This is a genomic window from Dendronalium phyllosphericum CENA369 (assembly GCF_016056275.1).
GTDB lineage: Bacteria > Cyanobacteriota > Cyanobacteriia > Cyanobacteriales > Nostocaceae > Dendronalium > Dendronalium phyllosphericum.
Genome location: NZ_JAECZA010000025.1, coordinates 1 through 24,239 on the forward strand (window position 1 = coordinate 1; position 24,239 = coordinate 24,239).

The 24,239-nt window shown below is 39.4% G+C and carries 28 protein-coding genes; 18 read left to right on the forward strand and 10 right to left on the reverse strand.

The window, feature by feature from the left end:
* Positions 1–150: 150 nt before the first annotated feature.
* Complete coding sequence (locus I8752_RS08795) at positions 151–735, reverse strand: PAP/fibrillin family protein (protein WP_214431932.1); 585 nt, start codon at positions 733–735, stop codon at positions 151–153.
* Between the two features lie 245 nt (positions 736–980).
* Between I8752_RS08795 and I8752_RS08800 the strand changes: the two genes are divergently transcribed.
* From I8752_RS08800 to I8752_RS08835, 8 genes are all read left to right on the forward strand, one after another.
* The gene (locus I8752_RS08800) at positions 981–1,217 is read left to right on the forward strand and encodes a DUF3134 domain-containing protein (RefSeq protein ID WP_214431933.1); all 237 of its coding nucleotides are present in this window, start codon (positions 981–983) and stop codon (positions 1,215–1,217) included.
* An 80-nt stretch (positions 1,218–1,297) separates the two neighbouring features.
* Positions 1,298–2,401: a phospho-N-acetylmuramoyl-pentapeptide-transferase gene (gene mraY, locus I8752_RS08805; protein ID WP_214431934.1), complete on the forward strand. Its 1,104-nt coding sequence runs from the start codon at positions 1,298–1,300 to the stop codon at positions 2,399–2,401.
* A 321-nt stretch (positions 2,402–2,722) separates the two neighbouring features.
* Positions 2,723–2,857 (forward strand): 50S ribosomal protein L34, encoded by a 135-nt coding sequence (rpmH, locus tag I8752_RS08810; protein WP_096558233.1) that lies wholly within the window; start codon positions 2,723–2,725, stop codon positions 2,855–2,857.
* Positions 2,858–2,878: 21 nt separating this feature from the next.
* Positions 2,879–3,298 (forward strand): ribonuclease P protein component, encoded by a 420-nt coding sequence (rnpA, locus tag I8752_RS08815; RefSeq protein WP_214431935.1) that lies wholly within the window; start codon positions 2,879–2,881, stop codon positions 3,296–3,298.
* Complete coding sequence (locus tag I8752_RS08820; protein WP_214431936.1) at positions 3,285–3,677, forward strand: PH domain-containing protein; 393 nt, start codon at positions 3,285–3,287, stop codon at positions 3,675–3,677. Before rnpA ends, I8752_RS08820 begins: the two co-directional genes overlap by 14 nt.
* A 225-nt stretch (positions 3,678–3,902) precedes the next feature.
* Positions 3,903–5,045 carry a membrane protein insertase YidC gene (gene yidC / locus I8752_RS08825; RefSeq protein WP_214431937.1) on the forward strand — a complete coding sequence of 381 codons (1,143 nt, stop codon included), beginning with the start codon at positions 3,903–3,905 and terminating at the stop codon, positions 5,043–5,045.
* A gap of 3 nt (positions 5,046–5,048) precedes the next feature.
* Complete coding sequence (locus I8752_RS08830) at positions 5,049–5,564, forward strand: Jag family protein (protein WP_214431938.1); 516 nt, start codon at positions 5,049–5,051, stop codon at positions 5,562–5,564.
* A gap of 290 nt (positions 5,565–5,854) precedes the next feature.
* The gene (locus I8752_RS08835) at positions 5,855–6,361 is read left to right on the forward strand and encodes a YceD family protein (RefSeq protein WP_214431939.1); all 507 of its coding nucleotides are present in this window, start codon (positions 5,855–5,857) and stop codon (positions 6,359–6,361) included.
* A 343-nt stretch (positions 6,362–6,704) separates the two neighbouring features.
* Here the strand turns inward: I8752_RS08835 and I8752_RS08840 are convergent, their stop codons facing one another.
* The 3 genes from I8752_RS08840 to I8752_RS08850 all read right to left on the reverse strand — a co-directional run bounded on the left by I8752_RS08840 (position 6,705) and on the right by I8752_RS08850 (position 8,701).
* Complete coding sequence (locus I8752_RS08840) at positions 6,705–7,373, reverse strand: Uma2 family endonuclease (RefSeq protein ID WP_214431977.1); 669 nt, start codon at positions 7,371–7,373, stop codon at positions 6,705–6,707.
* Positions 7,374–7,604: 231 nt separating this feature from the next.
* A complete protein-coding gene (locus I8752_RS08845) occupies positions 7,605–8,045 on the reverse strand; it encodes a hypothetical protein (protein ID WP_214431940.1) in 441 nt (146 codons plus the stop codon).
* Between the two features lie 449 nt (positions 8,046–8,494).
* Positions 8,495–8,701: a hypothetical protein gene (locus tag I8752_RS08850; RefSeq protein ID WP_214431941.1), complete on the reverse strand. Its 207-nt coding sequence runs from the start codon at positions 8,699–8,701 to the stop codon at positions 8,495–8,497.
* Positions 8,702–8,822: 121 nt separating this feature from the next.
* Between I8752_RS08850 and I8752_RS08855 the strand changes: the two genes are divergently transcribed.
* A complete protein-coding gene (locus I8752_RS08855; protein ID WP_214431942.1) occupies positions 8,823–9,200 on the forward strand; it encodes a hypothetical protein in 378 nt (125 codons plus the stop codon).
* Positions 9,201–9,394: 194 nt separating this feature from the next.
* Here I8752_RS08855 and I8752_RS08860 read toward each other — a convergent pair whose 3' ends face one another.
* Positions 9,395–9,598 carry a hypothetical protein gene (locus I8752_RS08860; RefSeq protein ID WP_214431943.1) on the reverse strand — a complete coding sequence of 68 codons (204 nt, stop codon included), beginning with the start codon at positions 9,596–9,598 and terminating at the stop codon, positions 9,395–9,397.
* 10 nt (positions 9,599–9,608) lie between these two features.
* Positions 9,609–10,172 carry a peptide deformylase gene (def, locus tag I8752_RS08865; RefSeq protein ID WP_214431944.1) on the reverse strand — a complete coding sequence of 188 codons (564 nt, stop codon included), beginning with the start codon at positions 10,170–10,172 and terminating at the stop codon, positions 9,609–9,611.
* A gap of 387 nt (positions 10,173–10,559) precedes the next feature.
* Between def and I8752_RS08870 the strand changes: the two genes are divergently transcribed.
* The 3 genes from I8752_RS08870 (at position 10,560) to I8752_RS08880 (ending at position 15,528) form a co-directional block, all read left to right on the forward strand.
* Positions 10,560–11,462, forward strand: a complete 903-nt coding sequence (locus tag I8752_RS08870) for a cell division protein FtsX (RefSeq protein ID WP_214431945.1) — start codon at positions 10,560–10,562, stop codon at positions 11,460–11,462.
* 68 nt (positions 11,463–11,530) lie between these two features.
* On the forward strand, positions 11,531–12,346 hold the full coding sequence (locus I8752_RS08875; RefSeq protein ID WP_214431946.1) for a DUF3598 family protein: 816 nt from the start codon (positions 11,531–11,533) through the stop codon (positions 12,344–12,346).
* Between the two features lie 248 nt (positions 12,347–12,594).
* Entirely contained in the window at positions 12,595–15,528 is a 2,934-nt protein-coding gene (locus I8752_RS08880) for a hypothetical protein (protein ID WP_214431947.1), read from the forward strand.
* Between the two features lie 159 nt (positions 15,529–15,687).
* On the opposite strand, the gene I8752_RS08885 is transcribed toward I8752_RS08880, so the two are convergent.
* Both I8752_RS08885 and I8752_RS08890 read right to left on the reverse strand, forming a co-directional pair.
* Positions 15,688–16,128 carry a hypothetical protein gene (locus I8752_RS08885; RefSeq protein WP_214431948.1) on the reverse strand — a complete coding sequence of 147 codons (441 nt, stop codon included), beginning with the start codon at positions 16,126–16,128 and terminating at the stop codon, positions 15,688–15,690.
* A 580-nt stretch (positions 16,129–16,708) separates the two neighbouring features.
* The gene (locus I8752_RS08890; protein WP_214431949.1) at positions 16,709–17,122 is read right to left on the reverse strand and encodes a hypothetical protein; all 414 of its coding nucleotides are present in this window, start codon (positions 17,120–17,122) and stop codon (positions 16,709–16,711) included.
* A 553-nt stretch (positions 17,123–17,675) separates the two neighbouring features.
* On the opposite strand from I8752_RS08890, the gene ppk1 reads away from it, so the two are divergent.
* Complete coding sequence (gene ppk1, locus I8752_RS08895) at positions 17,676–19,871, forward strand: polyphosphate kinase 1 (RefSeq protein WP_214431950.1); 2,196 nt, start codon at positions 17,676–17,678, stop codon at positions 19,869–19,871.
* A 154-nt stretch (positions 19,872–20,025) separates the two neighbouring features.
* Complete coding sequence (locus I8752_RS08900; RefSeq protein WP_214431951.1) at positions 20,026–20,442, forward strand: response regulator; 417 nt, start codon at positions 20,026–20,028, stop codon at positions 20,440–20,442.
* Between the two features lie 143 nt (positions 20,443–20,585).
* Here the strand turns inward: I8752_RS08900 and I8752_RS08905 are convergent, their stop codons facing one another.
* Positions 20,586–20,768 carry a hypothetical protein gene (locus I8752_RS08905; RefSeq protein ID WP_214431952.1) on the reverse strand — a complete coding sequence of 61 codons (183 nt, stop codon included), beginning with the start codon at positions 20,766–20,768 and terminating at the stop codon, positions 20,586–20,588.
* Between the two features lie 84 nt (positions 20,769–20,852).
* Here I8752_RS08905 and I8752_RS08910 point away from each other — a divergent pair, with 84 nt between their 5' ends.
* Complete coding sequence (locus I8752_RS08910; protein ID WP_214431953.1) at positions 20,853–21,086, forward strand: hypothetical protein; 234 nt, start codon at positions 20,853–20,855, stop codon at positions 21,084–21,086.
* Between the two features lie 23 nt (positions 21,087–21,109).
* A complete protein-coding gene (locus I8752_RS08915) occupies positions 21,110–21,661 on the forward strand; it encodes a DUF2854 domain-containing protein (protein WP_214431954.1) in 552 nt (183 codons plus the stop codon).
* A 104-nt stretch (positions 21,662–21,765) separates the two neighbouring features.
* Here the strand turns inward: I8752_RS08915 and I8752_RS08920 are convergent, their stop codons facing one another.
* Positions 21,766–22,026: a chlororespiratory reduction protein 7 gene (locus tag I8752_RS08920; protein WP_214431955.1), complete on the reverse strand. Its 261-nt coding sequence runs from the start codon at positions 22,024–22,026 to the stop codon at positions 21,766–21,768.
* A 771-nt stretch (positions 22,027–22,797) separates the two neighbouring features.
* Here I8752_RS08920 and I8752_RS08925 point away from each other — a divergent pair.
* Positions 22,798–23,004 carry a hypothetical protein gene (locus I8752_RS08925; protein WP_214431956.1) on the forward strand — a complete coding sequence of 69 codons (207 nt, stop codon included), beginning with the start codon at positions 22,798–22,800 and terminating at the stop codon, positions 23,002–23,004.
* 211 nt (positions 23,005–23,215) lie between these two features.
* Complete coding sequence (locus tag I8752_RS08930; protein WP_214431957.1) at positions 23,216–24,238, forward strand: response regulator; 1,023 nt, start codon at positions 23,216–23,218, stop codon at positions 24,236–24,238.
* Position 24,239: the final 1 nt, after the last annotated feature.

The window sequence follows — 24,239 nt, forward strand, 5'->3', positions numbered from 1 at the left end:
CTCCCCCTACCTCCCCTGCTCCCCCATCTCCCCCTGTTGGTACTTTCCCATTCCAAATCTCAAATTTAAAATGGTCTCAGACCCTCCTTGACAAAGTCCAAACAATAGACTAAGTTCATTCGCAAATACTCAAATACACGTAGTAGAATCTCATGCTTTACTCAAAACAAACACGCTACCCTCGTTCCCCCTGCCAATGCGGAGATCGCTATCTATATAAGTGATATCCAACCAGCCTTGTTGTGTATCGTCATTTAGGGGAAAATCAATACCTATAAATTTTTTACCAGTTTCAATTTGCTGGATGAAATTTTCTGGAGAACCATACCCTATTAAGTTTTTTAGACCGATAATAGAGCGCTCAAATTTTACTTGGATGCGACGACCAGAAACTGGCTCAAATTTAGCAGCTACGCTGACTAATCCTTCAAGATAAGGTAAGCCATAAATCTCAGCAATGTTGTAAACACTGGTAGTTTGTACCCGTATACACTGATATATTTGACCCAGTTGATAAAAAGGTACGCGATCTAAGTTTAAAAGAGCCTTGCTTGTGGTATAAAGTAATCGCCAATTGCCATCTAGCAAGTTGTTTGCTTCCACTGGACGCGGTGTCGGATTAACGTCTTCTAATCGAGCGATCGCTGATAAAATAGCTTGTTTTTGTTGCTCGCTAGCTAATAACCCGCGATTTGTACCAGCGATTGTATCTAATAAGGCCGCTTTTCCAATCATCGCTTATTACCTCAAAAATTATCAGGATTAAACTCACACAATTCGATATTAATTTCCTATGTCTCAAGCCGTGCAAATCGCTAAACATCTATCTCTGGTTGCTTTACTACTATTAAATAAAATATTTATGGCAGCTTGCGGATTTATCAATCCACAAGTTGAATGTATGAATAACTAAATAAAGCCGTGTCAAGTGATAGACTTCTTAATGTCTAGTTACATGAACGTTATTGTGTATTTGTCATATGTTAAATTCTCCCTTACGTGAAGAACCTCGCAATCAGCGAGCTGCTGTAATTCCATTAAAACAAGAATCCTCTTTGTTGGACTGGTTGCAAAGCAACGGTCGTCTCATAGCGCGTGACGTTCACGAACCTGATTTTTCCGATGAAGAAGAAGAAATATCAGAGTTTCTAGGTGGAGAAGATGGTATTGACCTTGATTATGATGACGATGATGATATCGGCATAGCTGAAGACTAGCCCTTTGCGGCTGGGACTTGGTGATATCTATCGTCCCTATTATCCAAAATATTTTTAAGTGTGGAGTGAAGGGGAATTCTGTGGACGCTAAATTATCTCCTAACCAAGGATTGAACTTTTCTGGAATCGGGCTAGCCTCTGGCTTGGCCGCAGGGCTAAGTGTGGCAGCATTAATTTTTGATTGGATGGGCAATAGATTGCCTTGGCAAGTAACCTCGCTCACCTTACCACTAGTATTATGTGCGGTGAGTTCGGCTGCTATGGGCTTTGTGGTAATTCCACTGCTGCAAGCACTCAAAACGGGGCAAATCATTCGTGAAGATGGCCCTCAAGCCCACTTAAAAAAAGCTGGGACTCCAACAATGGGAGGTATATTCTTTATACCTGTAGCTGTGATAATTGCCTGCGTGGGGTCTAATTTTAATAAAGAAGTACTTGCTGTATCTGCATTAACACTTAGCTACGGATTTATTGGTTGGATCGATGATTGGCAGATTCTCCGCCGGAAATCGAATAAAGGTATATCTCCCAGGATGAAACTAGCTTTGCAAATCGGTTTTGCAGCAATGTTTTGTCTGTGGTTGATGTTCAATCAACCTTCTAATATTACAAGTATTGCTTTGCCTTGGGTGAGCTTTGCATTACCTTTAGGGTTCCTATTCTGGCCTTTGGCTGGTTTTGTCTTAGTGGCAGAAAGCAATGCAACTAATCTCACTGATGGTATTGATGGTTTAGCAGCAGGAACCGTAGCGATCGCTTTACTAGCATTAGGAGCATTAATCGCACCTGTTTCCCCTGGATTGATGGTTTTCTGTGCTGCTTTGAGTGGTGGTTGCTTAGGTTTCTTAGCTCATAACCGCAACCCAGCCCGCGTATTCATGGGCGATACAGGTTCTTTGGCGTTGGGAGGGGCTTTAGCTGCTGTCGCATTGCTAACTAATAGCTTAGTAGCGCTGTTTATTCTTAGTGGCATCTTTTTCGTGGAAACCCTTTCTGTGATGGCGCAAGTGAGTTATTACAAAGCTACTAAAGGCCCCGATGGTAAAGGCAAACGCTTGTTGAGAATGGCTCCCTTACACCATCACTTGGAACTAACTGGTTGGTCAGAATTGCAAGTAGTTGGGGTGTTTTATATAGTCGCTGCTTTCCTGGCTGCAATTTGTTTGGCGATCGCTCCATTTTGAGATTTTTTGAAAAAATAGTTTAAGATAAATCAACCTCCGTATCTACGGAGGTTATTTTTTTATTGATTGTAGAATTTCCCAGTAACTGACTGACCTCAAGCTGAGTAAAAATCAATGAGTTAAGCTATTTCGCTTTGAAATTCCACAATTACTCGTGAAATTCGTCACTCGCAGACGGTTAACAATCACCAGTCAACAGTCACCAGTCAACACCAAAAGATGTACAAACTAATTTTTTGCCGGAATCTTTCGCTTTTACATGTAAAGTGATACAATAATAGATTGTGAGTTTTTATATAAAACGCCTAGCAGGAGAACAGTATGCAGAGAACCTTGGGCGGCACTTGCCGTAAGAGAAAAAGAACTTCTGGTTTTCGTGCCAGAATGCGGACACCAGATGGAAGAAACGTGATTCGGGCAAGAAGAAAAAGAGGGCGTTATCGTCTCAGCGTTTAGGGTTCTTCAGCTAAAACAACTGTGGCTTTGCCCAAGGCGAATCGACTAAAATCTCGAAAAGATTTTCAGGCAGTTTTCCAGCAAGGAATCCGGCGACATAGTTCTCATTTCACTTTGAGAGCTTTAGGGCCATCATGCTTCACCAAGCCATCCTTGGATGCTGCCATAACTAAATTTCCAACTAACTCACAAAAGCTCACCAGCACGCGAATTGGCATTTCGATTAGTACAAAAGTTAGCAAAAGAGCAGTAGTTCGTAACCGGATAAAACGTCAGATTACTGCTGTTTTACATAACTTGTTGCCGAAATTGTCCCCAGGCTGGCGGCTAGTGGTTGTTGTGAAACCAACAGCAGCAGAATCTAAGTGCGTAAGCCAACAATTTCTGCAAGAATTAGAGCAGTTGTTGGCACAAGCTGAGGTATTCAATGGGAATTCGTGAAGAAATTTATTATGAAGGCGGCCCTCACATTGGGGACTTGATTTTAAACCTGTTAATTGGGCTAACTGTCGTCGGCATACCATTGGCAGTAGGGGCAATCGTTAGAGCATTATGGCTGCGTTACCGGATTACAGATCGCCGGATTTCTGTAATGGGGGGTTGGATGGGACGCGATCGCACTGACGTGATTTACTCAGAAATTGTCAATATTGTCAAAGTCCCACGCGGTCTTGGTATTTGGGGAGATATGGTGGTAACCCTGAGAAATGGTAGCCGTCTGGAAATGCGGGCTGTTCCTAAATTTCGAGAAGTCTACGATTATATCAATGAAAAAGTCACCGCCAAAAATCCCCAGTACACCGGTGCAGCTAACAAGTGATAGTGAAAGAGGGATGAGGAAGATAAGGGAGATAGAATTCAAAACTCCTATACAAACGCGATTAATCGCGTTTGTACAGACAAGGGTTAATCGCGTCTCTAACTCTCAACTCACCACTTTCTTTGAAGTGCGGCTATCCGTAGCGTAGGATAGTCGCAGACTAATTATGATTTAGATAAATTAGATTCAGTTCAGTTTACAGTACCTCAGGTTGGATTCAGAATAATGGATTTTGGTATCGGGTTTCTCTCGAACAACGTAATGCTGCCAATCATAGACTTCTTCTATAGCATTGTGCCTAGCTATGGATTGGCGATCGTTGCCTTGACATTGATAATCCGCTTCGCGCTCTATCCCCTGAGTGCTGGTTCAATTCGTAATATGCGGCGGATGCGAATTGTACAACCTCTGATGCAAAAGCGGATGGCAGAAATCAAAGAGCGTTTTAAGGACGATCCGCAAAAGCAGCAAGAGGAAATGGTCAACGTTCAAAAAGAATTTGGCAACCCACTAGCAGGATGTTTGCCACTGCTACTACAAATGCCAGTTCTTTTAGCGCTATTTGCCACGTTGCGGGGTTCGCCTTTTGCTGGAGTGAACTACTCTGTCAATCTGCAAGTTTTTCCTGCCGAACAAATCGAACGAATTCAACCCCAAGCCTTTGCGACTCCTCCCCAAAATATTTACATTGCCGATGGGGATCATGTTAAAGTAAGTGCCATTATTCCTAGTGGTAACAAATTAACAGTAGGAGAACAAACCAAGATACAATATCAGACCCTTGAAGGCAAACCATTTCAGGTTCTCTTAGCAGAACACCCAGAAAATAAGTTGATTCCTCAATGGAAAGTCACCAAAGGCGAAGATAGGATCGAGATTGATGCTGAGGGTAATATAAAAGCCCTACAACCGGGAGATGTGACAATTCAAGGGACAATTCCCGGACTAGCAGCAGACAAAGGATTTTTATTCATTGATGCTTTAGGTAGAGTTGGCGCAATAGATCCCGACAACACAATCCACTGGGATATCGTCGCTATGATAGTCTTCTTTGGGATCAGCCTTTATGTAAGCCAAATGCTTTCTGGGCAAAATTCCAGTGGCGGCAACCCACAGCAAGATACAGTCAACAAAATTACCCCAGTCATCTTTTCTGGGATGTTTTTGTTCTTTCCCCTACCAGCAGGGGTATTGATGTATATGGTGATTGGGAATATTTTCCAAACACTGCAAACCTACATTCTTTCCCGCGAACCCCTACCAGAGGAACTACAAAAAATAGTAGACTCCCAAGAGAAAGCAGTAGCGGCAGAACAAAAGTCATTACCTTTTGAGCCAAAAAGTTCTAAGAAAAAGACTACAGGTTGATAGATGAGCGACAGTCCCATGCAGCGAGGTCAGCAGTGGTTAAAAACACTGCTGCAACTCACTGGGGTATCTGCTGAGATTCAGGGCAAATTAGAAACTGCCCAATCTCAAGACAGTGATTCTCCAGAACCAGATAATTACTGGTTGACTATTGATGAAACTAACCTGACACCAGAACAAATTCAAGTTTTAATTGGTGCTGACGGTTCTGTGCTAGATGCGATTCAATATCTAGCTAATTCCGTTTTAAATCTGAGCCAACCACACGAGGGTCAAGCTTCTTATACCATTGAGTTGAATGGGTACCGGGTTAAAAGAGAAGCGGAAATTCGTTCGCTAGCAGAAGCCGCAGCTGATGAAGTGCGCTCTACAGGTCAAGAAGTAGAAATCAAATCCCTCAGTTCCGCCGAACGCCGTCAAGTCCACACATTCTTGAAGGAATTTGGAGATTTGGAAACCTTTAGTCGTGGTAAAGAGCCGCATCGCCATTTGGTAGTTCGTCCGGCTGTGGGGGAATGAGTAGTTGTCAGTTGTCTTAGAGACGCGATTAACCCTTGTCTGTACAAGAGTTAGTTGTCAGTAGAAAGAGGACGCAAAGACGTAAAGAGATGAGGAAGATGAGAAAGTAGGAGAACAGAGGAGCAGAGAAAAAATTCTTAACTCCTAACTCAGCACTCAGCACTTGAAAGCTTGTAACTACATCGTAATTTCAAAATTTCTATTGTTCCTACAAGATAAACTAATAAGAAAGTATCAGCAGAATTGCTGGCGATTAGTATAAATTTTCGTGAGGAAATCTCACAAATCCTATGGACGCAATTTTTATTCCGCAGCTAACTAAAGCCCCGGAGCGGACAGAGGAATTTCAGGTGAAAGAGTTTCTGCCTGGTCTGGAAACGTTGACACCAGTTCGCGGTCGCGTCCGCATCCAACATCAAGGCAATTACCTGGAAGTGTCCGGTCAAGCAGAGGCAATTATTACTTGTACCTGTAACCGCTGTTTGCAGCAGTACAATCATCGTTTGACGGTTGATACCAAGGAAATTATTTGGTTAGACGAGTCCGCCAGTCAAGCACAAGACTTGCCTTTAGAAAGGGAAGTGGCGATGGAAGATTTGGTAGAGACTTTACCTCCTGATGGTTACTTTTACCCTAGTGAATGGCTATACGAGCAGATGTGCTTAGAATTGCCCCAGCGCCAACTATGCGATCTCAATTGCCCAGGAATTTTGAATAGTGCTGCTGACAGTTCAGATGAGCCTATTGATAACCGCTGGGCTGGGTTGGAAGCTTTGAAAAAGCGACTTCCAGGATAATAGGTGATTTTTAACTTCGTTATCACGACATGTAGCGCGTTACAGCGTTTATCAACTATCGATTTGAAGTTAAAATACGCTTAACGCACAATGTTTCTCTAAATAAAGTGAACTATCTCAAAATTACTTTTGCGATCGCCTCTGATGAACGCACCTTGTCATCACTGTCAACTCTATAAGACATAATCGCAACAGTAAGGCAATTTATCAAGTATGTCTTATTCTTCTCGAAGATGATTTTTTATTACTAAAGAAATAAGTAATACACATAGAATTTAATGAATGATAGCTTCACTGGTAAAATTGTGAGCCAATGCTTCGCATCTCTATTGTGAGGTAAAGGCTATTGCTTTTGCTCATCGGCTGCTTTTAACCCCTGCTCAAATTCGTCAATAGCTTGAATTGAATCTGAGATTGTCAGACATTGCTCTAGCAAAGAAATGTCTAATTCTGGCAGTATCTCACTTTTAGAGAGAGCTTCATACCCATAAGTATTAGAGTAAACAGTGGCTTGCTCTTTTTGGGAATTATCCCGTAAATGGTATAACTTAAACTGGTTGCTCTCCCAAAACCAGACTTCTGCAACTCCTAATCTTCGGTAGATTTCCAGTTTGCTTACACTTCCACTAGTAAGAACTACTTCTATAGCTAAATCTGGTACTTTTTTTTCTTCACCTATGCAGTAACACTCGTCTGGTTCTGCACCAGCTTTTCTTGCTTTGTTTTTAAAAGTAGAACTTCCCATCGGTACAAACCGAATGCGCTTGCTGTAGAAAAAACGCTCTAACAGCATCCCTAAATTCGTTTTGATTTTTTCATGTCTGATTGATGGCGACACTATTTCTAATATTCCATCTAAATAATTAACACGGTAATGAGAGTTATTTTCTAGTTTCGCCAGTAGCGATTCATAGCTTTCCCAACTTACACCACTACTCATAAACCTTTCTTCTGGGTCGTTACTATGATCTAATTCTGGCTCATCAATTAGTTCTTTAAGGCTGCTGACCATTATCATCTCTCCTGATAATTTTTGACATAAAGATGAGTCTGCGTTTATTTCATGCTGATTTCTCCATAACATCTGTTTAGATATTATCGTGAAATAAAGCGATCGCTCTGACTTCGACTTCACAATCACCTTTCAATGTCGGTTAACCCCCATAAACCGACATTGGTGCTGTTTTCGTCATAATATCTGCCAGTTCTACTACTTACTTAATTAACTAAACTAGTGGTTCAACTAAATCTTGTCTTCAATAAAAGTTTCTACTTGTTGTCTAATTGTTTGATGTAATCCCATTGCTAAAGAATTATCAAGTAATTGTATTAACCTTTCTTGGTATAAAGGCATATTATTTAATTCATTAAATTCTTTTTTCAGATATAATGAAGTCTTAAATAAACAAATCGCCAGCAATGACGCTGTTGAGCGTACATTAATTCTTTCGTCTTGAGTAAATAAAAAAACTTTCTTGATGAAATCTTGAATATTGTGATACCTCATCTGATATAAAATGCGAAGTAAGTTGATGATTTGATACTCACTGAGACTGGGATCATCTATTTTAACTAACAGATAATCATAAACATCTTTACCAAGTTTGATAATTTCATTAGCTACATTATTAGGTAAACGGATACTATGAAGCTGTTTAATTAGTTTTTCAAGGGCATTATCCATCTTTTGAAATTTTCAAATACCGTTGGCGAATTTCGAGAATACCCAAATTAAGAGATTGCTAGTTATGAGTTTAGATTAGGTTCAATGCTTCTGCCATCTGCTAACCTTTACCTCGCAAGGAAGTTGAGAGGTCGCTCCTCACTATAACCCTTATAAACAGAGCTTTTGGGCAAGTCAATCAATTTAGTTTCTTACTACATTTTTTTAAAATCGCCCCAAAACTCGCGTTAATTTTATCATTATTACTTGATGGGCATTAATTAAAATCTATATTGTGCGATCGCCTCAATTTAACCATTCGTCAGATAAATACATATATTAGGTATCGAGCCAAGCTCATAAAGTTTTTGATAAGTAAGTATTGGGCTATTTTGATTGTAATTTTGCTAGCCTCTCGTTAGCTAAATATGCGATCGCAACTCAAAATTAAAGATCGCAACCCTCAACAATCATTCCTCACTAGATTCTAAATTATCTAATTCATCTAGTGCTTTCTGAATAGCTTGCCTAGCAAAATCTGCCGGACTATCTAAAGCTTTTAGTTTAGCCAGCATTGATTGTGTGACTCTAATATTAAATCTTTCAGTTAGCGGTTCATCCCTTTGCGTGGAGAAACTGTATTTTTTTATCTCCGGGTTTCCCTTCTTTCTTGCCATATTATTTTTTATACTAGCTATTGTAAATAGCGAGCATGCTTGCTATTATAGATTTGTTGGTGGCTAATGCAACTTCCAGGGAGCCTAGCCACCACATCCACTTTTACAAGCAGACAATACTATGTTTACACGATCGCAACTCGAAATTAAAACCCTTAACGAATTACGCGACTTGTGCCACAAGTACGGCATTAAACCAACAGGTAATCCTGGTTATAAAGTTAGCTATATCACCTCGTTGATGGCATTTCCGGAGTTAGCCATCAAGCAAACCAAAGAAGCTAGAGGGTTGAAAAGACCTAGCTGGGACAAATTACAAGTTATGGGAGAATGCTTAGATGAGATGGGTACGCCTACTGACGAACAGTCAGCATTAATCAAAGCCACGATGGAAGGGAAAAAGCTGCCTTATCCCAATCGTTTTGACCAAGAAATGCTGCTTGCTATCTACAAAGCCAAATTACACCTCGAACAAGTAATAGACCTTTTACACCAGTAAGCACAAAATAAGGCGATCGCAATCTAGCGATCGCCCATATCCTGAGAAGAGTAAAAATTACTGTGATTACAGGGTTAACAGCACCCCATATACTCTAAAAGCTGGAGGTGCGTAAAAGATGTAGAAAAATAAAAGGTAAAAGAATGAATTTTGCCTTTTGATTCCATCCTTTTACCTTTTTATGTACCTGATGCTTATTTAATGTTAGCCCTTGCGTCCCTCACTGCGGCAAAGAAAAATAATCCCGTCAGAGGAATACTCAACGCGAGGATAATTGCAGTTGCTGGAACGCCCAAATCTGGCTGTCCGTAACTAAGTTCAAAAATTGAACCGACGGCTGCGATCGCTGTTATACAAGAACCACCCAGAAATAAACCGCTTTTTGGAGTTAAATACACTACTAGCCCCCTATGCTACTGGTTTGACAGCTTGATATGAGAAGCCATTCTTAGATAACTCTTGTGCCAAAGTCAAGGAGTTATCTACACGGTCTACAAATACTACTCCGTTCAGGTGATCCATTTCGTGCTGAATGCAGCGTGCTAGTAAGTCGTTAGCCTTTAATGTTCGGGGACGGCCATATTCATCTTTATAAGCAATTTCCACTACTTCAGGGCGCTTAACGTCCATGTAAACGTTGGGAATGCTCAAACATCCTTCTTGGGCAACGCAGATTTCTTTACTCACCTGCTTAATCGTGGGATTAATCAATATCAATGGGGGATTGGCGGCGTTATCTGGTTCGATGTCAATGACAATTAGTTGCTTGTGAATTCCTACTTGGGGAGCAGCCAAACCAATGCCATCATTGCTGTACATAGTTTGCAGCATTTCGCGTATCAGTTGGCGAAGCTCATCATCTACTTTAGTGATACGCTTTGCAGGTTGACGCAGCACGCGATCGCCTAAATAGTGCAGTTCCAAAGGCGGATTTTTTAACTTTTTTTTCTCAACAGCAATTTCAGAGGGCATGATTCTTAATGGCTAAACTGTGAAAATTCCTACTACTTCAATTCTATCAAGCTCGTTAGTGGTCAGTGGTCGTAGAGACGCGATTAACCCTTGTCTATACAAAAGTCAGTTGTACTTAAGCGAAAAAACATCTAAATTGCATAATTGAATTCAATCAAACTATTGTGGGGTGGGCATCTTGCCCGCCTTAATTATCTAGATTAAATGCCTATTAGCTTACTAGTGAATAGTTTTTTGGCTGTAGTTCATCCAAAAGTTTGTTGCGTCGAGTATAAATGGTGATGTTATCTCACGCAAAGACGCATAGACGCGAAGCGGCTTCTCGAAGGGAAGACGCAAAAGCTGAATTTAGCGCCTTAGCGTTAAGTTCAAATTTTGAGGTGATGCGTGTTGAAATTTCTCACAAAACTTGACTATTTGCTCAAAGAAACTTTTCTCGGTTTACTGCGCGGAGGGTGGATGAATTGGGCAGCTGTGAGTACTGTGACAGTGTTACTATTTTTATTCGGCTTGAGTTTACAAACTTCCTGGCAAGTAGAAAAACTCCTGAACCAGTTTGGTAGCCAGTTAGAAGTGTCAGTTTATCTAGAGCCAGGTATTCAAGCCCAAGCTATTGAACCATTTGTAGCGAAAATGCCAGAGGTGGTGGCGATGCAAACAATTACTAAAGAGCAAGCTTGGACTAAGTTAGTCAAGGAACTGGGAATTTCCGATATTGATGGTGCTACCCAACAGTTAGGGGATAATCCTTTGGTTGATGAAATGAAAGTGAAAGCTCGTAACTCTCAAGCTGTACCGACTTTAGCAACTCAATTAGCCAAGTTGCAGGGAGTTGAGACTGTGCAGTATGTAGATGAAGCAGTTAAACGCATCGCTCAATTACACCAAGGATTGAACTGGATCACTTTGACAATTACAATTATTCTCACCTCGACAGCGATCGCCGTTAATACTACGACTATTCGATTAATTGTGATGGCGCGGCGGCGAGAAATTGAAATCATGCAACTGGTGGGAGCAACCGCTGTTTGGATTTATCTGCCGTTTATTTTACAAGGTATTGCCTTTGGTTTGCTGGGCGGTGCGATCGCTTGGAGTTTTATTTCTATAATTCAACAATTTCTGAGTAAATTAATAGCCAATCAACCTGAGTTTATCCAATTTCTTAGCAATGGATTGCAACTTACTCCTGTTCAAATTTTACTATTACCACTAATTCTCTTAAGCTTTGGTGCAGCGGTAGGATTAATGGGGAGCTTGTTTGCCGTGCAACGTTTTGCTAAAGGTTAGACTCTTGGAAAGACTTGGGTTAATCGCGTCTCTACGACAACTGACCACTGACAACTAACAACTGACATATGAAATCTCAATGGGAAAGTTTTCAGCAAAATCTCGGTGTATGGGAAGGTTCATTCACCGTGTTTTCACCTGAAGGTACATTTGTCAAGGATATTCCTAGCCGTCTCACACTAGAAAAGCCGAACGATAGCGAGAAAGTTCGTCTGACTCTGTGTCGTTCGGGGCTAAATGATATGGTCTTAGAATTTACTTCTGTCGGTGGGAGTCTGCTATTTTTTGAAAATGGAGCTTTTTCTCAAGGTTCAATTCAACTCGCACCATTTACTGAATTTGGGGCAGAATTTAGTTTTATCTATGAAAATCGCCGCTTACGTTTGGTGCAACTATTCGCCCAAAACGGTGAACTAGACAGACTTACCTTAATTCGAGAACATTTAGCTGATACTCCAAAAGTAGAACGTCCACCCTTGCAAGTAGCAGACTTATTAGGAACATGGCAAGGGCAAGCAATAACAATATATCCAGATTGGCGATTGCCCGATCTTTACTCTACAACTTTGCAGTTACAAATCGATCAAACCGGGCAATTAATTCAAAGCTTGAATTTTGGCGAACGTACAATTACTTCAACTGCTACCATCAAAGGTTCTATCATCCACTTTAATAAAGATTCCCAAAAGCAAGTGCAAGTATTACTGTTACCTGATGGCGCTTCTGCGACTTCTCCATTGCAGGTACAACCGCGTCAACCTTTATTTTTAGAAGCGGGTTGGTTAATTCAGCCAAATCTGCGCCAGCGGATGGTTCGCAGTTACAACGACAAAGGTGAATGGACTAGCCTAACATTAGTTACTGAAGAAAAAACACAGCCTTAACTTAATTTTGTAAGTACTTTAAATAAGCGATCGCTCTATTATGTTTTTTCATAATATGGCGTAAGTCCTGTCAGTATTTATACGAGCTAAATAAAGTCTCATTTTGTAATTTTAGTGGTTTTGCTGAGGTCTCTTATTTGCCTAAATGTTACAGTTTTTGCAGTAATTCTACGCAAAAATTTTTCATGCTTTATGTAAATGGCAAATAGTAAGGTTTTCGCTCAGGAAAATACTGAAGTAAATTACTCATGAGACTTAAAATTAATAGACAAGTTATTTCATTGTGGTTGCTCTCACCCACTATTTTAATCAAAGTTATATTTGTCGATCCATCTGCGATCGCCCTAGTATTAAAGGGTGAAAATCAGATGAATATACAAGTATTAAATAAAATAAATTCTCCTGATAATTTACCAACATCTTTAAAAAAAACCAACAAATTGGATGCAGTAAATCATCCCATAAACGAAGCAATAACACCACAGACTACACAACAGTTTCAGCTTAGTTTATCGGCAAAAAAAAAGTTTCCAGAAGCGATAATAATTGCTGATGTTATTCCCATTGAAGACTATAAGGGAAAACCACCTCAACCTTTAGAACCAGATGAAGATAAACCCGATACAGGTACAAATAAACCATCAACTTTAAATCAACAAGAACCACACACACCATCGCAAATAATACTAATAGACAAACTACGTCAAGCCAGACAACAACGACAACAAACGCAAAAAAAAATAATTATTGAAGCTCTCACTTTTAGCGCTGATAAGTATCCCTGGATTGTTAACCCAACAGATAACTTAACATTTTCTACACAATTATTTAAACCAAATAGCAGCGAAAATTATATAGATACAGATATCAGAGTCAGATTTTCTGGAGATTATCCAATTATTGAAAAGTTTACTTATGCTGATTTTCCTAAAAATGACCAATTTTACTGGGTTCTCAATAACAACAGAATAGTAGTAGAAACTAAAGGTTCGCAAGCAGGTATTCTCTATCAAGGAAGAGAAACTGATACTTACATTACGCAAAATGTCACCTCACAGCAGGCATTTTGGGGATTGCAAGCTTTATTCGCCATACCTACAGATTTTCAAAGTTTAACAGGAGAAGTTGATACTGATAATTTATCTATAACGTCAATAGCAGGACAATTAATAAATCCTGAAGGTATACCTGCTGGCAAAGTTACTATTAGTAGTAGCATTGACTTAAACGATCCTAATGTTACAATTCTCAAAAATCCTAATCTAAATATTGGTAGTGGCTCAACTTTAAGTTCTCAAGGTGGAGAAAATTTATTTCAATCTTTAGATGCTATTAATGCTCCCAAAATCCTGCAAAGTTTTCCGACGACAAATCTAAAACCTCTCTTAGATAATGGGAATGTCAGACTCCAGGTAGGCGGAATTATACCTAAAAGTGCTTTAGAGAATGCCGGAATTTTTTGGGGAGACATTTTAACAGGAAAAGGTTTTGGTTTTAATGCTCCTATCTCTTCTCTTCCAGGTATCAAAGTTGCTCAACTAGGAAAATTCGATAACTATGATTTGCTAAATGTAGCAGTTAATCCTTCTCTTTCACAATCAGAAAAAAACCTTCATTATTTTAATTCTTTAGAGTGGGTATCTTTAGGAAGAAGAGAACCTACATTTGAAACACTATCTCAAACACAAGATCATTATAATTGGTACAGACTTTACGCTAGCTATCCTCATAATCGCAGCTTAATTCAATACGATTCAAAAGTAGTTAAAGCAACTTATTCTAATATTTTTGCTGCTCCAGGTTTATCGCTAACAGCTAAATTCAGCGATACCAACGTCGATGCTATACAGTCAGTAAACTCTACATTAGGATTGCTATTAGGTGGAGCTTTTGAAGTTATTAAAATTGAGAAAATTGAAGAAGGGCTAAAAGAAGCTAGAGATCAACTTAAGAATGGTGAAAGTTTTACTCCATTAAATACAGCTGCTACACCTACTCAAAGGAGACAAATTAATAACAGACTTAATCGGACTTTAGCTTACGCTAATACAGGTAGCGGACTAGAACAAGTATCTGGAACTTACACATTTCCTAGCAAAATTACCCCGAAGAAATCCAGTGTCCTACAAATAAGAACGGGAAACCACAAAAGAGCAGTTCAGTTTCTTGGAAGAAATATTACTGTTTTAGATGAAGGTGATACATTTTTTTCCGATCTCAGGCTATCTAATGAGAAATTTGGCCCTCTAACTTACATCGGAAATTCAATACCTTTAAATGATACTTCTATTAATCCTATTAACGAATCTTCGGCTGTAGAAGTAATTTTAACAAATTCCAGAGGACAACGATTTGTACAGCAATATAATTCAGCCGATTCTACTATAGTACCAATCGAAGTCCGAGCATCTGATTTAGCATTCGATTACATGGAACTCAGCAGAGTTGACAAAATAGGTATTAATTTCAACAGTTTTAACGGTTATTTGTCATTACCAACAGTTGAATTTTTGGCAGCAGGTTCTTCTGGAGATTTTAACTATAGTGCCAGTTTAGGAACTTGGTTCAATATAGATGCCAACTCTGCACCTGGCGTTGACAACAATAATTTGGGGATAGAAGAACCAACTTTAGGTTTATATTCTAATGTCCTATTTAATTATATTAAAACTAGTGTACGCTTAGATTCAGCTAAAAAACCTGTAGCTGTCAATACTCATGTACCGTACTTAAATATTAGCTGGAATAGTGCTTCTAATAAAAATAATCCTTTTACTACGTACTTAGGTTATTTATATCAACATCAAGGGAAAAAGATTGGTTTTTCCTTGGCTCCTGGTGTCGCTTTTGTTCAAGATAATAGCAATGGTGAATTATTAGGTCTTGTGAATGGAGAATTTGGTACTAGTCATGGTTTAAGCTTACAAAGCAATCTGGAAATAGGTAAAGAATTTTTCTTTATATTTCAAGGATTACAAAAAGTTAGTAAAAGTATTTCTCTAGGGGCTTATCTAAAAAATTACAGCATTAATAACGTAGGTTTGAGCAGTCGAGTTTCTGGCTTTAATTATGGACTTATTGTGAGACACAATTTTCTAGATAATAGTGTGTTTATCGAAACTCAAATTGGTACGGGCGATAATGGATTTGACCTCCAAGTTCAAGGTGGTTATCGATTTTGATACTTAAAATAAGTCAATAAAATGTAGGGTGTGTTATGGCGGAACGCCTAACGCACCCGGATAAATAGACTATCTCAAAATTGTGCGTTGCGCTGCGCAACAACACACCCTACTATTCTTTGGTAGAAAATCTTTAACACCTTCGGTCGGAAATTCTGCTTAATCTAAAGCACCTACCCTATTATTACCAGCGCCTGCTCTAATTAGAGTTGTTATATCTTCAACCGAAGCAGAAGGATTATTATTTATTGAAGTTACTACTGCATCAATAATTGAATTTGGATTAGAGATTGTAGTAGTTTTAATAGCTCCTGGAGTTATAGTCAAACTCTTGATGGTTTCCTGATTTCCACCTACTATACCGCCAAAGGTAGGTGCAACTGTTAAACCTCCGTCAATGTAAGAGCCTGATGGTAAAACTATTTCTCCACTAACACTGAGAAAAGCACCAGAAGGTCTAATTAGAGTAACAGCACCAACAGCAGTAGCTTGTTGTGCGCGTGCAGGTGCAGCTAAAAAATTTCCTACACTTACTAAACCTAACAGGCAGATACTACCCCGAAAGATTATAGATAATTTGTTGGATAAATTAGTCATCATTGATCAACTCCTGATATTTTTACCTTCAGTTATTTTTCAGATTTTGTTTGATAATGCAGATTTAACCTCGACTAGCAAAAGTAGAGGTGCAACCTTTTTTATCTTGGTTTTATAACTTTCAGTAGGTAAAAATATAGAATTCCTGATATGAGCGTTTTGTTAACAATGGACATTTTGGGCGTTCGTATTTTTACATAAGCGCTCTATTTATTATTTGATGACAGTTTCAGGGTTTATATTGATATAACCAAACCTATGTAAAGGAATGATGAGGAGTTATAAGGGTATTTAGAAGCAGCATCTACACAGATAAAACCCTCATAGTCGAGTTACGAAATCTCAATTTTTGGTGAAGCGTAGATTGTGTTGAGGAATGAAACCTAAGAGAATATTTGAAAAGTCTGTAGTAGTGCATCAAATATAGAATTCCCGATTTCTTAGAGAAACCGGGAATCTAACCCATAAAATAAATATAGGGAACAGATATAGCATTGCTGCTTCTTTTCCCTATCATCTTCTATTTATTCAACTGTGTCAGTTGTGAAAAATTTTGTAAGTACTTACAAGGCAAAAATTCAATCTACTCTAGACCACCATTAGAAGCAGCTGCTCTAACAAGGGCTGCTAAATCTTCAACATTTGAAAAAGAACTAGCAGCAATCTGTGCTGCAATAGCTCCTTCAATTGTGCTGGGAGGTGTTGTTGAAGCTGTTGTAACAGTTGGGGTTAGTGTAAGCCCTCCAACGGTTTCTTGGTTTGTACCTTCACCAGCAGGACTATTAACGACAACATCTAGTGCGCTAAAGTCTGTACCTTCAGCTGCAACCAACTCACCACTAACGCTGATAGAAGAACCTGATGGTCTAACTATTGTAACTGCACCCCGAGCAGAAGCTTGTCCTTGACCTGCACTTGCTGGTGCAGCCAGGATATTACCAACACTAACCAAACCTAACAAACAAATACTTCCCTTAACGATCGCAGAGATTTTCATGATTAACAAACTCCTCGTGTTGTTTATCTTTGCGTTTTCAATATAACCAGCCTTGAGAAGAAATATCTCAGTAACAATACTAGATTTTTGGAAAATATCAAGGGTTCTAAATGAGAAAGTTTCATACACGAAATCACTTAGTGCAGTTCTGAATGACAGTGCCAATATCTAAACAATACTGATTACACAGCATGACTTATAGCTCTTCTAGGCTTGGATGATAGTTGTGGCAATGCTTACACAAACTTGTATTCTATTAAACATTTTTTCCAACTATTACAAACATCGCTTGGTACTGCTTGTAATACCAAGTGAGGCGTAAAATTTGCTTAACAATTACTCCCAAAATTTTTATAAATGCTCGTGTTATATCTTTGCTATATCTTCAGTGCATCTTAATGGTTAATATGCTGCTGACTACGATTTTAATTCTTGTCTCTAAAAAGTTGCCATAACTAACCATTGTCTGAGAGTTCAACTCAGGCGCGATTTAACTTACTATATTTATTGTTCTCCAGCTGTATGGGTTACATCTGGCTACCTTGAGATCGTTATGCCAAAAGCTAAAAAGAGTGTCAATCCCATCAATTTAAACGATCCGCAATATTATCTTAACCGTGAGTTAAGCTGGTTGGAATTTAACAACAGAGTATTGCACGAAGCCTGCGACCCACGAACGCCGCTACTCGAACGACTGAAGTTTTTAGCAATATTCAGCTCGAATTTGGACGAGTTTTTCATGGTGCGCGTCGCAGCTTTAAAGCAACAAGTAGAAGCGAAAGTCGGCCTGTTAACTCCCGATGGTCGCACGCCGCAACAACAACTGGATGAGATTTGGTCTACTCTTGTCCCCCAGGTAACAAAACAACACCAACATTTTGAACAAGTACTGCAACCGCTGTTAGCAAATCAAGGAATTCATATCCTGGATTACATCAATTTGAATCAAAAACAGCGGACTTATCTAGACAACTACTATGAAGAACAAATATTTCCAGTTTTAACTCCTCTGGCGGTTGACCCTAGCCATCCCTTTCCCTACATTTCTAATCTCAGTTTGAATTTGGCAGTTGTAGTTAAAAACCCCGATACAGAAGAAGAATTTTTTGCTAGAGTCAAAGTTCCTAATGTTTTGCCGCGATTTTTACCTTTACCGCCAGAGTTAGGAATTCAAGAAAACGAACAACCTGCCCACTGGACGGGAGTACCTTTAGAACAAGCGATCGCTCACAATCTAGAGTCTTTATTCCCAGGAATGAACATTCAGGAATATCATCCCTTCCGCATTACCCGCAATGCTGACTTAGCATTAGAAGAAGATGAAGCAGATGATTTGCTGTTAGCGATCGAACAAGAATTACGAAAACGACGCATTGGTGGATCTCCAGTACGGCTGGAAATTCAATCTCAGACTCCAGAACCAGTACGTGTAAGATTGTTAGAAGATTTGGATTTAACAGAAAACGATGTTTACGAAGTAGACGGTCTTTTGGGACTGCGGGATTTGATGTATTTCATGGCATTACCATTGCCGGAACTCAAAGACCCACCCCGTCAGTCCGTCGTCCCTTCGCGGCTGCAAAGATTGAGAGAATCAAGTGATGGACTGGATGAAGGAAATGATTTTTTTGCTGTGATTCGGGAAAAGGATCTGCTAGTACACCATCCCTATCAATCTTTTTCATCAACAGTGGTGCGCTTTATTACTAATGCTGCCCACGATCCGAATGTACTGGCAATCAAGATGACTCTTTACCGGACTTCGGGAGACTCACCCATAGTCAATGCCTTAATTGCTGCTGCTGAAAATGGCAAGCAGGTATCTGTACTAGTGGAATTAAAGGCGCGGTTTGATGAAGAGAATAATATTTACTGGGCAAGACGACTAGAAAGAGTTGGGGTGCATGTTGTCTATGGTTTGGTCGGACTGAAAACTCATTGTAAAACCATCCTGGTGGTACGTCGGGAAAAAGACCGTATGCGTCGTTACGTGCATATAGGCACTGGCAACTATAACCAGAAAACAGCCCGACTGTACACTGACTTGGGATTATTTAGTTGTCGGGAAGAATTGGGTGCAGACATTACAGATTTATTTAATTTTTTAACAGGCTACTCTCGCCAAAAAGCTTATCGGGAAGTCTTAGTTGCACCTGTGAATATGCGCGATCGCTTTCTAGCATTAATTCATCGTGAAATTGAGAATGTGCAAAATGGATTTTCTGGCCGCATTGTTGCCAAGATGAATTCCCTTGTCGATCCTCAAATCATTGCCACTTTATATGAAGCTTCTCGTACTGGAGTGCAAATTGACCTGATTGTTCGTGGCATTTGTTGTTTGCGTCCTGGACTCAAAGATATTAGTGAAAATATTCGTATTATCAGCATAGTCGGTCGCTTTTTAGAACACTCCCGTATCTATTACTTCCATAACAATGGACAAGAAGAAATTTATATTGGCAGTGCTGACTGGATGCGCCGTAACTTAGACCGCCGAGTGGAAGTAATTACGCCTGTAAAAGACCAAGATATTGCCAAAGATTTGCAAGAAATACTGGGTATTTTGCTAGCAGATAACCGTCAAGCTTGGGATTTACAAGCTGATGGTAGTTATATTCAACGCCGTCCTGGTGATGATTGTCCAGAAGCTAATTCACAAAAAACTCTCATAAATATGGCATTACGTTCGACGAGTATAGCCTCAAACCTGATTGATTCAAAAAAAAGTTCTTTGTATACTGACAGCTAGGTTAAGTTGATTTTTTTAGCAAACTTTAATGTTTTCACAATTTATTTAACTAATCGCTATGGGTAAACGCAAGTTATTCAACCATAGGATAGAGTAATTGCTGGCACTTATTCCCATAAACTGTAAGGGTCATCAAAATTTATTTTTTTCTTGAATGTTAATGTTCTCTTGTGAGTCTTCTACCTTGCGAGTTTTAGTGGTTGATGACCACGAATTAACTCGTCTAACCCTACAATTAGCTTTTTCTTGCCAGGAAAATATTCAAGTAGTAGGGTTAGCCAGTAATGGTAAAGAAGCTGTAGAAATGGTAAAACGCTCTCACCCTGATGTGATAGTTTTAGATTTACAAATGCCCGTTATGGATGGTTGGAGTGCTTCCCACCAGATAAAAGCTATGTCTCCGAATACTCAAATACTGGCTTATTCGTCAGTAGAAGAGGCAAATATTTCTCAAACAAAGTCTGTGCTTAATTTTGACTATATTTGCAAGAAAGACGTACCGACAAGCGAACTCATTGCTTTGGTGAGACAGCTAGGGCAGCGTGCAGGAAACGCTTCAGTTACGGGATAAGTGATGCTGCGAACTTGCTGGTCGATTAACCCAGATCGAGCTCTATTCTGGGGATTTATGAATATTGCGTGGCTTAATAGCGTCGGCATAGCTGTCAGTTGGCAGTTTTACCGACGCATGTTTTATATGTGGCTTAGTTCAGTTTAATTATTTTCTGTTTCCGGGATGGTGCGTTTAAACTCGTCAATTAACTCATCCAATTCTTCTAAGGCCTGATTGACATCAACTTTTAAAATTCCTAAGTTTGGTTGTTCTAAAAGGTCTAGCAAGTACTCGCGTTTGCTTTGAACAACGGCAATTCGTTCTTTGATAGTTTGTAGATCCATTTGTCTTCTTTGAGTCCTTCAATATCTTTATCTTTAAGTTTAAAGTTAACTTGTAAGAGTTGTCAGTTATCAGAAGCCCTAAGGATGGAGAAAAGGTTAAAGGTGAGCCAGCAAGTTGAAGTAGCCTCTATCTTAGGGATTTCTATCGTTAGCGCTAGCGAAGCATTAGCGAGTCATCGTAATGTCGAAACGAGCGTCTGGAGGGCTGCCATAGCCGAAGGGAAGGTCCTAGGAGTTTCCACGCCACTTGCTGATTTTCGGGCGTTACTATTCCCTAAGTTGTTACTCATAGCCGATGATAGTACAAATAATCTGTAAAGAATTTATACGATCCTCAGCTTATGTTACGCCAAATTTCCTTGGGAACGCTCGGTTTAACTGTCGGTAGCATATTAACGATTGTCGGCTTTGTTGCTTATGCAGCTGATAATGCCACACTCAATCTTGTAGGTTTTTTTTATGGTTTTCCCTTATTGTTAGGAGGACTAGCACTCAAAGCCAACGAGCTAAAGCCCATTGCCTTCAGCCAAACTACAACCCCCTCTGTGTTAATTCTGCGACAGCAACAAGCAACTGTTACTCAAAATAAAATTCGCAAAGACATTACTCGATATTGCTATGGTCAAGACGCTCATTTAGATGGAGCGCTCTCTTACTTGGGTCTGAGTCCTACAGATGAAAAAAGACCGACAGTCACAGGTTTGCGAGAAACAGAAATTAATGGTGCTTACGCTTTAACTTTAGAATTTGATTCGCCCTACATATCAGTCAAAGATTGGCAAGCAAAGCAGGAGAAAATGACTAGTTATTTTGGCCCTGGAGTAGAAGTGAAAATCACACAACCTGATGAAAATCGAATTGAATTATCTTTGATTAGTACGCAAAAGGAGTAACTAAGAATATAGTTAAAAGTCAGGAGTAAGAAGTCAGAAGTTATTATCTTTGTTGTCGCATCCTTGCGTCCTCTGCTTCTTATTATGCACTTTCATCTCAAAATTTATTTCTCTAAGCGCACTGCATACCACTGTAAGTATTCTCCAGGCCCAATATCTAACTCGCAACTTGTATCGATTAAATATTGGGCTTGAGCTTCTACAGAATTAAACTTGTATAAGTCTGGTGGTAAATCTCGATCGCTAATTTGTTGTAGAACAATTTTGAGCTTCTCTAATAATTCTGAGGCTGTCAGAAATTGTTCTGGTTGGTTAGTTTCTAAGACAACAAAATTATCTTGTTGATACATTAATGAGTCTGGCATTGAAGAATTCTGTTAATGTAAATCTATTTTAATTTTTATTGAACTAATCAACATAAATTTTTTGTTTTGGCTATTCTGTCTAATAAAACACAACTTTATTGTCCATCGACTAATCAATTATAAGTTTTATCTTTCAAGTAAACTTACCTAGACTGGGCATTCCCATAACATTGAGTTAGTATATTTGTATTTTTCAGAAAAAGTTACATGGAATTTATTAAGCTGTTCTCTATAAAAATTGCACATCGATCGGAGGCGGAGCTATCCTTGCTTTGCTCGATTAGACTGTTGACCGTTGACCGTTGACTGTCAACTCCCACCACGAGCAGTTATGCAATTTAGACCTGTATTCGCTTACCAAATATTAGGTATGTATCTTGAAGGTAAGAAATTTCACTTAAATCTATAGCCTGAAGATAGCTAAAAAATTTAGTTTTGCGTTTAGCTTGATATTAACCTTATGTATTGTATGTAATTATCCCAAAGTTTGAGTATGGTGACACCTGTTGACTAGTCTGAATGGATGGAAGTTGAGCGATCGCAGGATCTAGTATTAGCTATATTTTGACTTGATTTTCGCAATTACTCTACTTTGTATTAGTTGGTGTCCAAAGTCACTAAAGAACCAAAGAAATAAAGTGTACATTTGAAGTTTTGCTCATAATTGTAATTACACTTTATCGCCAGGGAAATATAAAAGTAACATTTCCTCACAGAACTGCATCTGGACAAAAAGGAAACAATTACCTTTGCGTTCTCAATCAATTGTCTATGCAAACTAGTTATTTACGTTTTTTTTGGCTTCAAACCATCAAGCAGTTAATTGCTCGAAAAAAATTGATTGTGAAGGTATGTAGACCTTTACTACAATTTCTCGTCTCCATAGGAAAGCAATTGCCCTTATGCGATCGCATCATAGACTATTTTCTGGATATTCCTGCACCTCACTGGGCAGATAAATCATCCAACCAGAGCTAAGTACCATCTGATTTTCAACAAATGAGTCATTTGAAGAGCGATAGCTCACCTGTTTTTTCAATTTGGTAATAACCGAACCGTTTCACTCATAGTTCTTTCAGTAGGATTTTGACTGCTGTAAAAAAATTGCTAGTAGGCAGTTTGGTTAATAGTCCGGGTTTTTCCTGGTTTACTGCTCCCCGATACTTTCATTTTCTGTGGAACGCAACTCATGTCAGCCATAAGCCCATTTACTATTTCTAAACAACCTCCCGTAATTCTGGTGGCTGATGATGACAAGACCATCCGAGTACTATTGCGTGAAGCTATGGAACAAGAAGGCTATCGAGTGGTCGAGGTTACTGATGGAAAGCAGTGTTTAGATGCTTATGAAACAGTTAAACCAGACATAGTTTTACTGGATGCTCTTATGCCCGTAATGGATGGGTTTACCTGCTGCAAGCAATTACTCCAAATTGCCAGAAATAACTTGATGTCAGCACTCGCAAGCCTTGATACTGACTCTGCCTTAGGCAATACTGTGATTTCAAAAATATGGGAACGTACTCCTATATTGATGATCACAAGTCTAGACGATGAAGAGTCGGTAGACCGAGCTTTTGAGGCAGGTGCAACTGATTATGTTACCAAGCCAATTCATTGGGCAGTGTTACGCCAGCGGTTACGGAGACTGCTGCAACAAGCACAAATATACAAACAGCTAGAAGCAGCAAACTTGGCTTTGCAGCACCTTGCCAACGTCGATGGCTTAACTGGGCTGGCTAATCGTCGCCGCTTTGATGATTATATAAATACACAATGGATTAATTTAGCGCAGGAAGAAGCTTCCCTGTCGCTGATTTTATGTGATATTGACTTCTTTAAATTCTATAACGACCAATACGGTCATCCAGCAGGGGATCTTTGTATACAAAAGGTAGGCGCTATTTTAAACAATAAAGCACAGAAACATCAAGATTTAGTAGCGCGTTATGGAGGTGAAGAATTTGCTGTAATTATGCCATATACCCATGCAACTGGTGCAGTTTACGTTGCTAAGACGATGCAGGCAGGGGTTAGAAATTTACAAATTACTCACGATGGGTCTATGGTCAGTCAGTATGTCACCCTAAGTATGGGAGTAGCTACTACTGTTCCTACCTGGGAATCTTCACCTTCAGATTTGATTGTGGCAGCGGACAAAGCACTTTATCAAGCAAAAGCAGAAGGACGAAACCGTATTGTTATCAAGTGAG